The following is a 9074-nucleotide window of genomic DNA, read 5'->3' as shown; positions in this document are numbered from 1 at the left end:
CGATGGAGCAGCTTGCGGTCGATGGATACATCGCGAGCCACGATCGGTCGGGCCGGATTGTGACTACGCCGACATCTGTAAGCCTGTCGATCGCCCCGCCGGTTCGGCCTGTACGACCCCGGGTTGTATGCGTCGGCGGTTACGCAGGCAGTGGCAAGAGCGAGTTTGCGAGAACCCTTGCACGAGAGACGAGTTGGGCGATCCTCGATAAGGACACCATCGCCCGTCCGATCATCGAGCCCGCCCTTGAGGACCTTGGATCGACGATCGACGATCGAGAGTCGGACATCTACCTGAATCGGATACGGCCTCGCGAATACGAGGCACTGGCCGCCGTCATCCAGGACAACCTGGAGGTCGGAAACTCGGCGATAGCCGCTGCGCCGTACCTCCGCGAATTCGCCGACCGATCCTGGCTTGAGAACATGATCGCTCGCGCCGAAACCGAGGGCGCAGACGTCACGTTCGTATGGGTCCGGTGCTCGCTCGAAACGATGCTGATGTACCTCCGTCGCCGAGGTGCCGCCCGAGATGCGTGGAAGTTGACGCACTGGGAGGACTACAGCGCCAGGCTGGACCTCAATTTTCGGCCAGAGGTGGCGCACGTCGTCATTGACAACGACCCCGACAGTCCTCCACTGCGGAAGCAGGCTCAGCTGCTGATTGAGAGTTTCCGCCGCAAGTCTGCCGCCCAATGAGCACCGGTGTGCTGCTCTACGGTCCCCCAGCGAGCGGCAAGGACACCGTAACGGCCGCACTCTCGCGACTCGACCCTCAATTCCAGCTGTTCGAGCGCCTCAAAGACGGCCCCGGACGAACTACCGGCTATCGAATGATCAGCCCGGAGCGATTCGACCAACTACGCGACTCCGGCGATCTCATCTGGACGAACACTCGCTATCGAGCGCGCTACGCGATCGATCGTTCCGGCCTGCTTCAGCTTCTGGAAGCCGGACGCATACCAGTCGTACACGCTGGTCAGCCGGAGGCGATCAGTGCTGTAGTCGCTGCCACGCCTGCCGTGAGTTGGACAGTCGTCGCGCTCCGCGTGGACCGAGATGCGGCCATCTCTCGGATTGCGGCACGGGCAACCGGCGACTTTGCCGAACGCCTTGCTGCATGGGATGAAACCCCGTCGCTTACATCTCCAGCACTCACGATCGACACCACCCGCACTCCCCCGGACGCGGCAGCGAGCCTCATTCGGTCAACAGTCTGCGACTGAGTCCCACCGGGGTTGGTTTTTCGACGGACATCACCACTGCGCGTGTTGTTGCCGAATTTCGCCATATAGGTTCAAGGGCGACGGCGCTTACGCGCCGCCGCCGTCCGCCACGCAACCGCGCAGACCGGCGCAGGCTTGGCCAGCGCGGCGCGTCGGCCGACGGCGGCGCGGCTGGCGCCATAGCCACAGATCCGAGATGGTTGATTTTCGATAACCGAGAAGTGTGGGCACGATGAGAGCCGTACCCGACTTGGTCTCCCGCAGCCCGAGCACGAATCGGCCGGCAACGCTCGGGGTGACTGGCTGTGGTGCCGTCCCATCGAGTTGCCGAACATTTGAATCGACCCGTTCTCAAGGCGGAATGCGCGACCTCCGGCCGCGTGGCCCTGCTGACTGGTGGCCTGCATTGTGTTCCCGCGCCCCTCCAGCTTCAAGGGCGCTTCGCGTCAGCTTCGCTGATGGCATTCGCCACCCTTGACCCCGGAGCCTCTACGCGAGAAAGGCAGGCCCTATGGGGCAGGCGGGGAAGCCAGCCCCTGTATGCGCAGACCACCACCCAGCAGGGCCAAACCTCACCGGCCGGTTGCCGTGGAATCCGCAGATGACGCACGACGCCCGACACCACTTCTGACACCAACGACGACACCAGCCGCACCAGTTCCACCACCGACGGCGATCCCGTGGGCGCTGAAACGACGAGGACCCATGCCCCGCCTATATCTACGGATCAGAAGGTTAGGGGTTCGAATCCCTTCGGGCGCACAACAGGTCAGAGGCCCTTTCCGAGAAATCGGAGAGGGCCTCTGAGTTTGTTTGACACCAGTTCTTGACACCAGTCACGCAAAAAGGTCGTCCATCCCGGCCACCGCTTCCCGCTGCACCTGCTCGATCACCTCGAGGTAGACGCCGGTGGTCACCGTGATGGAGCTGTGCCGCAGGATCCGCTGCACCGTCGCCGCGTCCACACCCATTGTGAACAGCAGGGTCGCGCAGGAATGCCGGAGATCGTGCAGGCGGATCGGCCGCACACCCGCCTTCTTCACCAGGTCGGCGAATACACGGTTCACGTTGCGTGGCTCCAGCGGAGTCCCCCGGGTCGAGGTGAACACCAGGCCGAGCTTGTTCGCTTCCCGCAGCTCCTTGTCCGCGAACTGCTCGCGCTTGTGCCGGACGAGAATCTCGACCAGTTTGGACGGGAGAGGGATCGAGGCCGCCGAGCTGTCGGTTTTCAGCGCGTGGATACCTAGCTCACCGCCCACCCGGTACAGGGCCTGTTCCAGGTTGAGAGTGCCCCGGATCAGATCGACATCCGTCCACCGCAACCCCAACGCTTCCCCGCGCCGCAGCCCTACCGCGAGCGCCACCGACCACAGGGCATAGAGCCGATGATCTTGGGCCGCTTCCAGGAACCGGGCGGCCTCCTGCATGTTCCAAGGCTTCTCCTTGCGCAGGTGACCGGTAGGCATCTTGACCTGCCGAGCTACGTTGCGCGCGAGCATGTCGGTTTCTACCGCGTCTTGCAACGCCGCCCGAAGCACACGCAGCAACGCCCGTAGGGTTCCCGTACTCGGGTAGCTCTCGCAGCATTCGGCCGGCACTTTGGCACAGCAGCGCGCCCGCCCCGATTCCGCTCGCTTGGCGTCCTTGCCTTGCGCACAGCACTGGCACCGCGTCCGCAAGCCATTCAGCCAGGTGCGAATATGGTCGGCTTGCAGGGCCCGCAGCTTGCGTTTGCCGAGCCCCGGCACCATGTACAAGCGGACCAGCAGCTCATAGGTGACATACGTCGTCGGCCGGACCTCCGGCTGAGCCACGTTCACCAGCCAATGCCGCAAGTACTCGCCCACGGTGGCCGTGGTGATATCAACCGGGACGCCCCGCCGCTGTAGCTCCTTGAGCCGGGTCCGTTCGTTATCCGCCGCTTCCCAGGTGTCCCCGTAGAAGGTGATCCGTTTCCGGGTCCCATCCGGGGCATCCACGAACATACGCAGCTGAAACCGGCCGTCCTTTCGCTGGCTGATCGTGCCCGAGCCGTTCGGGTTCCTGCGGCGAGCAGGCTTCTTGTCGGCCATCACGCGGCCTGGTCGATCAGGTCGGACACGTAGAGGTCGAACGATTGCCGAACGATTCGGCGGGACCGGCCGATGGTGACCGACTGCACCTGCCCGGACCAGATCAACTGATAGATGCTGTAGCGGGAGACCTGCAACACGTCTGCCGCTTGCTGCACCGTCATGAATTTCTCACTCATATCTGCGCCCCTCTCACGCCGCTACCGGAATTGCCGAAGTGTCTTGCTGTGCTGGTGGGCCCGCTGCGAGCAGGGCGCGGGTGTATTCGGCGCGCCAGATCTTGCGTTTGGCGATGGCCGAGAGGATCAGGTGATCGCGGGGCGGGGCCGAGCGGTCGCCGGGCCGGACGATGGAGAGCTTGAGATGTGAGGTGTCGGGTTTGACGATCCCGACCTGGGCGAGGAGTTGCCGAACGAATTCGGCGCGGTCGGCCTTGTGATCGGGCAGGGTTTTGTTCGACCACTGCCGGGAGACCAGGACCCGGCGGCCGGGCAGGCCGAGGGTGTCGCGACGGTGTGCTTTGCCCTTGCAGCGGCCGGGGATGGTCTTCTCGGTGGCGCCCTGGGGGACGATGCCGTAGCGCAGCCAGACCGGGCAGCGTTTCGAGCACGGGGTGTGCTGCAACTCCTGGTGCAGCCGGTTGTAGTGGGCGCGGGTGCGGTCGGAGTCGGTCTCCAGGACTTCGGCGATGGACTTGGTCAGGTACTTCGTGACGTAGCCGATGGCGCGGTCGGCTTTGCGGCCGGGGACATGGCCCCGGATGTCGGCGCGGTCCATCTGCTCCCCGAACCGGACCACATGCGCGGGTTCCAGGTCGTCGACGTCGTCGAGGAGATCTTGCACGTCATCGAAGGCGAGCAGCGGTGAACGGGTGTCGGGGTCGACGAAGGTCAGCCGGGCGGGGTCCCAGACGGGGACGATGTCGCCGGGGTAGACCTCGCTGTCGCGGTCGTGCGGGGGCCACCACACGTTGTGGTAGGTCGCGGCGGTGACCTGCCGGATGATGTCGCGGGGTACGGTGCCGCGGATGAGGATGTGCAGGTGCGGGGCGCCGCGTTTCTGGGGTTCGACGGTGCCGTAGTACTGGATGTTCCAGCCGACCGCCCGCCGGAGGTTTTGCATCCACCGGTCGAAGAGCGCCGAGAAGTGCACGACATCGCGGGCGGCACGCTGGTAGTCGTAGTTGTCCGGGTTGACCGGGGAACCGTCCCCGACTGTTTCGCCTTTGTCGTTGACCGCGCCGTCACGGTTGATCGCGCCGTAGGAGGGCATGGTCAGCGTGATGAACATGGACGGTTGATGCCCGGCGTAGGTGCGGCCCACCGTGGTTTTCTCGACCTTGAGCCGGGGCAGGTTCGGGACGTCCTGGCGGCGGCGGGTGGAGCGGGCACGCCGGGGTTTGGGCTCGATATCCAGAGCCGGGAGGCGACCGCGGAACCCGGAGTCTTTCATTTCCGCGTCGAGGTCGGCGACGACTTCCCGGACACCGGACATCGTGTCGGTGTCTCCGTCGGCTTTGGCCTGCTGGTAGGTGTCGAACAAGTCGGCCCGTGCGGCCAGCAGCGCGGTTTGGTGTTCGGTGGGGTCGGTCTTGTCGGTTTCGGGTTCGTGGTCGAGGTGCCAGCCCTCCCGGCATTGGGTGATCCGCAGGAACCGGGCTTTGTCGGCGCAGGCCGGGCACACCGAAGCGACCGTGGACTTGCACGGAGCCGCGACGTATTCCTCGGTGAGGGTTTTCGGGTCGTAGGCCAGCATCGGTATCGGGCGGACACAGATGTGTTCCTGGGCGGCGAGTTCTTCGGCGACATCCCGGAAGTCCGGCAGGCTACGACGCTGGGCCGCTGTCTGCCGGACTGGGACGACCCCGGTATCGGTCGAGGCCGTGAGTTCCATCAGGCGGTGACTCCTTCCGGTTTGGTCCACTGATCCACCCGAGGCGCGAGCACGGTGTCGGCCAGGGCGTCACCGTGGCGGAATCGCAGTTCGACGGTGGCGGGGCCGACGATCGAGGCGTGGCACTGCTCGGCTTTGAAGGCGTGGGCGAGGGTCTCGGCGCGCATCTCGAAATCGGCCGGTGACTGGCCTTCCAGCATCCGCAGCTGCACCCGGTCGGTGCCGTGGCCGATGCCGACCGCGAGCAGTTTCGGTGTGACGGTCCTGGTTTCGGTGGCCGTGGTGAGGCGGCAGGCTTTCATCAGCCGGGCCCAGTTGCGTCGGTAGCGCCACCAGGTGAGGAACCGGGTCCGGGCGCGGTCGGTGACCCAGCGGGCGAACAGGTCGGGAAAGCGGCGGCGGAACCCGAAGATGACAACCACCGCGTACGCGGCTTCGGCGACTCCGACAGGCCACCCGAACAGGTACCCGCTGATAGCGGCGAGGAGGAACGGGACGGAGATGACGGGGAACAGGATCGCCCAATGGAGCGCGACCCCGGCCCCGATGATCAGGTACCAGCCGGTGTTCAGGACTGCGAGGCCGAGCAGGTCGAAGGGGTCACGCCGCTTCTGCGGGCCGGTGGTGACGGTGGCCGTGGTCGAACCGGTGGTGAGCGTGGTCGTGAGGTTCATGACGGGTTCTCCGGATCGAAAAGCGAGAGTTGGTCGGGGCAGGGTTCGTGCAGGTTCTTCCGGACCCGGCGGGAGCGTGTGCGGGGTGTGTGGTCGGTGGCCTGCACGACGAGCCGGGGGCGCTCGCTCGGCTGGTCGGTGGCCGGGGTGCTGGTCATGCCGCCCACCCGGAACCGTCGTCGTCGTGGTAGGTGGTGAAGTCCCAGCCGGGCAGCTGTCCGGTGTCGGCGAACATGCCCACCGCGACCGAGACCGGGTCGTACCCGGCGCGTTCGAGGGCGCAGCGGCGGCGGGCGGCGAGGTCGATCACGTCGGCGGTGGCCGGGGCGGGGATCGTGTTGCGGGTCATGGTGGTATCTCCGTTCGCGGGGGGATGGTTCGCGGGTCTATGCCGCGATCGAGGTCGGTTCGTCGCCGAGGTCGTCGGGGTCGAACCCGGAGTAATCGGCCTGCGGAGACAGATCCGGCGAGGCCGGGGAATAGGCATCGACGATGCGGTCGGCGTCGTCGTCGGAGACCCAGTAGGCGCGGACCCGCCGGAACTCCTTGGCACCGTCTTGGCCGACGTAGGCGACACCGGGCGTTGTGGTCGGAATCTCGTGGCACAACGCGCCCCGATCCTTGGCGCCCTGACCGTGGACCATGGTTGTTTGAGAGGGCTCGGTGAACCGCAGACCGATCCGGATCGAGAACAGTTGCCGATTGGGCATGTTCTCCTTCGACGGGTCCTGCAACGCCACGATCACGCTGTAGCCGACCGCCCGGCCCTGGGTCAGGATCAGACCGAGCAGCCGCAGCCCCTCCGACACCTGCTCTTTGGTCGCGAACGCCGATAACGCCGCGTACTCGTCGATGATGACGACCTTCAACGGTTCCTCGACACTCGGCGTGAACTTGCGGATACCAGCGGCTTTGAACCGGGCCGCACGCTCCTGCATCTCCGACTCAGCGGTCTTCAACATCGCGATGATGCCCTCAGCGGTCCACTGGAAATCGGTCCACAACCGGTCTTCACCACGCCCGAACTCCATCCCACCTTTCGGATCACCCAGCAAGATGTCCACCAGCCCGGCCTTGATCGCGGGACCGAGGCCGTTCACGATCGACCACAACACGCTGCCTTTACCCGACTCGGTGGCACCGGCGATGAGGATGTGGGAGTACATGACCCGCAGCCGCCACACATCGTGGTCTTCGGTCACCCCGACCGGGACCGCTTCCAGGTCCACCCCGTAGGCCAGCAGACTCGTCACCGGCACCGAGTCGGCCAGCAGGTCCACGGTGCGCAGTTCCAGGTGCACAAACCCCGGAGACGGACTCGTCACACGAACTTCGGGGACGGCGAAGTAGGAGGCCAGGGCTTCGCGGGTGGCGTCGTTGGCCCAGTGCTGGAGGGATTGCCCGCCCAGCATCTGGACTTCCACCAGCATCCCGGCACCGGTCAACGTCGCGGCGGTGACGTTCGGATACCCGGTCTCCCACGAGCCGAGCCCGAGGGCAGGCCACATCAGGGCCAACTGTGCGGAATCGGTGACGATCGAGGCCGCCGGGCCCAGTTCCACCGGAAGACCAGCAGTTTCGTTGGCCGCAGCAGGGTCGGTGACACCGTCGAGGCGACGCCAGCGCCACATGGTGAACGCGGTCACCGCAGCCGAACCACCGGCAATGAGCAAATCGGGTGAGATCATCAGGCACTCCCAACAGGGACGGCGAGCGGCAGCATCGTCTGCACCGGACGCGAGGAACGAACAGGAATCGGAGCGACCGGGGCCGGAGGAGCCGGGGCCGGGGTCGGAGGAGCCGGGGCCGGGGTCGGATCGGGAACCGCGGCCAGCACAGGCACAGGCGGCGTGACCGGCTCGGGCTCGGGTTCAGGAACCGGAATGGTTACCGGTTCGGAAGCAGATTCGGCCGGCAAAGCCACCGAGGCGGGCTCGGGCGCAGCCACCGGTTCCGGCTCGGCTTGAGCTTCGGCACGCTGACGGGCAGCGACCCGGAACAACAGCGCCAGCCCGTGAGTGTCGACCAGCAGCGATATCGGAGCCACCGCCGCGACCAGAGCGGCAGCCCAACCGGGTAGTGGTTGACCGGCCGCGACCGCGTGCACCGAGTTCCCAGCGACCGAGACCAGGGCGCCGACCACCAGCACCCCGAGGAAGAAGTTCCGTTCGGACTTGTGCCGGGCGCAGACCAGCAGCCCGAAGGTGGCCAGCAGGATAGTGCCGTCGACGATCAGCGGGAACAACCACGCATCATCGGCAGGCATCCGGGCCAGGCGGGCGAGGTCTTCCAGGGTGGAGAACGACAGCCGGAACGCTGCCGCTCCTACCCCGAGGATGATGAGTGCGGCGGACCAGCGCGCAAGTCGCATCCCCGCCGACTGATCCGCCGCCCGCATCACGCAGCCTTACCGGAGGGCCGGGCCGCACCCGGATCGGCCGGAGCCTGCTTGGCACCGGAGGTGTCCCCGGCGAAACCGGTGGCCCGGATGTTCCAGCCGATCGACTTGAACTCGCCCTGACCGGCGATCTTCGGCTTGACCTGCAACCCCTCCAGCACGATCGGCCGCATCCCGGGCGCAAGCTCCGGGGTCGAGGGAACCGGCATGTGATCGGCGACGAACACCAGATCGAAACTCGCCTGACGAGCGTTCGGGGCCGCCGGGTCGGTGACGGTGGCCTTCCACAGCCGCTTCCCGGTGCCGTTGCCTTCGGCGTCCAGGTCCTGACGCTGCCGCTTCGGCGCGTTGCGGTCGGAGTTGAACTCCAACATCGGCTCGACATCACCGAGCAGGAACAGGCCCTTCGGGAACGCATCTTCGAACGCCGGGGTGAACCACAGATTCTTCATAGCCATCTTGAAAATCTCCTCAGTGTGGGAATGCCCGGTGATTTCCGGTGGGTTGAGAGTACAACTGCTTTCATCGCGAAGCAATTGCTTTCACCATGCCGAGATCGAACCGTTACATTCGCGAAGAATCCGCAGGTAGTGGCGTCAGAACCAACTGCTACCCTCTAGGGCGCAACCGCTACCCGAAGGAGATGGCCATGCCGCAGCCGAGAGGCCAGCGCTCGCTGCCTGCGCACATACGGATCGCGCAGGCCATCCGTAATGACATCGAATCGGGCCGCTTGCGAGATGGCCAACGCCTTCCAAGCACTCGCGCGCTCGCCGACGAATGGAAAGCCAGTCAACTCACGATCACCAAGG

Annotated in this window: 12 protein-coding genes; 3 read left to right on the top strand and 9 right to left on the bottom strand. The window is 65.8% G+C overall.

From position 1 onward, the window contains the following. Positions 1–698 (top strand): P-loop nucleotide/nucleoside kinase family protein (locus tag NNI01S_RS32595; protein ID WP_063025354.1); only part of this gene is annotated, 698 nt, incomplete at its 5' end. Further along, entirely contained in the window at positions 695–1225 is a 531-nt protein-coding gene (locus tag NNI01S_RS34145) for a kinase (RefSeq protein ID WP_082853971.1), read from the top strand. The genes NNI01S_RS32595 and NNI01S_RS34145, both read left to right, overlap by 4 nt. An 836-nt stretch (positions 1226–2061) precedes the next feature. Here the strand turns inward: NNI01S_RS34145 and NNI01S_RS32590 are convergent. From NNI01S_RS32590 to NNI01S_RS32560, 9 genes are read right to left on the bottom strand one after another with little or no spacing between them, the layout of a single operon-like run. Then, on the bottom strand, positions 2062–3297 hold the full coding sequence (locus tag NNI01S_RS32590; RefSeq protein WP_082853972.1) for a tyrosine-type recombinase/integrase: 1236 nt from the start codon (positions 3295–3297) through the stop codon (positions 2062–2064). Beyond that, positions 3297–3476, bottom strand: coding sequence for a helix-turn-helix domain-containing protein (locus NNI01S_RS34140; RefSeq protein WP_063042719.1), 180 nt, complete (start codon positions 3474–3476; stop codon positions 3297–3299). Before NNI01S_RS34140 ends, NNI01S_RS32590 begins: the two co-directional genes overlap by 1 nt. A 13-nt stretch (positions 3477–3489) precedes the next feature. After that, on the bottom strand, positions 3490–5190 hold the full coding sequence (locus tag NNI01S_RS32585) for a replication initiator (protein ID WP_063025350.1): 1701 nt from the start codon (positions 5188–5190) through the stop codon (positions 3490–3492). Beyond that, positions 5190–5864: a hypothetical protein gene (locus NNI01S_RS32580; protein WP_063025348.1), complete on the bottom strand. Its 675-nt coding sequence runs from the start codon at positions 5862–5864 to the stop codon at positions 5190–5192. The genes NNI01S_RS32585 and NNI01S_RS32580 overlap by 1 nt, the downstream gene beginning before the upstream one ends. Then, entirely contained in the window at positions 5861–6022 is a 162-nt protein-coding gene (locus tag NNI01S_RS35110) for a hypothetical protein (RefSeq protein WP_156511150.1), read from the bottom strand. The genes NNI01S_RS32580 and NNI01S_RS35110 overlap by 4 nt, the downstream gene beginning before the upstream one ends. Next, positions 6019–6213 (bottom strand): hypothetical protein, encoded by a 195-nt coding sequence (locus tag NNI01S_RS32575; protein WP_063025346.1) that lies wholly within the window; start codon positions 6211–6213, stop codon positions 6019–6021. Before NNI01S_RS32575 ends, NNI01S_RS35110 begins: the two co-directional genes overlap by 4 nt. 37 nt (positions 6214–6250) lie before the next feature. Continuing rightward, positions 6251–7552, bottom strand: a complete 1302-nt coding sequence (locus NNI01S_RS32570; protein ID WP_063025344.1) for an FtsK/SpoIIIE domain-containing protein — start codon at positions 7550–7552, stop codon at positions 6251–6253. Next, the gene (locus NNI01S_RS32565; protein WP_063042716.1) at positions 7552–8262 is read right to left on the bottom strand and encodes a DUF2637 domain-containing protein; all 711 of its coding nucleotides are present in this window, start codon (positions 8260–8262) and stop codon (positions 7552–7554) included. The genes NNI01S_RS32570 and NNI01S_RS32565 overlap by 1 nt, the downstream gene beginning before the upstream one ends. Next, positions 8262–8720, bottom strand: coding sequence for a hypothetical protein (locus NNI01S_RS32560; protein ID WP_063025340.1), 459 nt, complete (start codon positions 8718–8720; stop codon positions 8262–8264). Before NNI01S_RS32560 ends, NNI01S_RS32565 begins: the two co-directional genes overlap by 1 nt. 89 nt (positions 8721–8809) lie before the next feature. On the opposite strand from NNI01S_RS32560, the gene NNI01S_RS36640 reads away from it, so the two are divergent. Further along, a partial coding sequence (locus tag NNI01S_RS36640) for a GntR family transcriptional regulator (protein ID WP_369689725.1) occupies positions 8810–9074 on the top strand: 265 nt, incomplete at its 3' end.

The organism is Nocardia niwae NBRC 108934 = DSM 45340 (assembly GCF_001613465.1).
Taxonomy (GTDB): domain Bacteria; phylum Actinomycetota; class Actinomycetes; order Mycobacteriales; family Mycobacteriaceae; genus Nocardia; species Nocardia niwae.
Note: the sequence above shows the minus strand (reverse complement) of the source record. Positions and strands in the feature narration are given on the sequence as shown.

What these genes read in the sequence shown, in the direction of transcription:
- NNI01S_RS34145 (WP_082853971.1), top strand. Translation starts at nt 695, where the DNA reads ATGAGCACCGGTGTGCTGCTCTACGGTCCCCCAGCGAGCGGCAAGGAC.
- NNI01S_RS32590 (WP_082853972.1), bottom strand. Translation starts at nt 3,297, where the DNA reads ATGGCCGACAAGAAGCCTGCTCGCCGCAGGAACCCGAACGGCTCGGGC.
- NNI01S_RS34140 (WP_063042719.1), bottom strand. Translation starts at nt 3,476, where the DNA reads ATGAGTGAGAAATTCATGACGGTGCAGCAAGCGGCAGACGTGTTGCAG.
- NNI01S_RS32585 (WP_063025350.1), bottom strand. Translation starts at nt 5,190, where the DNA reads ATGGAACTCACGGCCTCGACCGATACCGGGGTCGTCCCAGTCCGGCAG.
- NNI01S_RS32580 (WP_063025348.1), bottom strand. Translation starts at nt 5,864, where the DNA reads ATGAACCTCACGACCACGCTCACCACCGGTTCGACCACGGCCACCGTC.
- NNI01S_RS35110 (WP_156511150.1), bottom strand. Translation starts at nt 6,022, where the DNA reads ATGACCAGCACCCCGGCCACCGACCAGCCGAGCGAGCGCCCCCGGCTC.
- NNI01S_RS32575 (WP_063025346.1), bottom strand. Translation starts at nt 6,213, where the DNA reads ATGACCCGCAACACGATCCCCGCCCCGGCCACCGCCGACGTGATCGAC.
- NNI01S_RS32570 (WP_063025344.1), bottom strand. Translation starts at nt 7,552, where the DNA reads ATGATCTCACCCGATTTGCTCATTGCCGGTGGTTCGGCTGCGGTGACC.
- NNI01S_RS32565 (WP_063042716.1), bottom strand. Translation starts at nt 8,262, where the DNA reads ATGCGGGCGGCGGATCAGTCGGCGGGGATGCGACTTGCGCGCTGGTCC.
- NNI01S_RS32560 (WP_063025340.1), bottom strand. Translation starts at nt 8,720, where the DNA reads ATGGCTATGAAGAATCTGTGGTTCACCCCGGCGTTCGAAGATGCGTTC.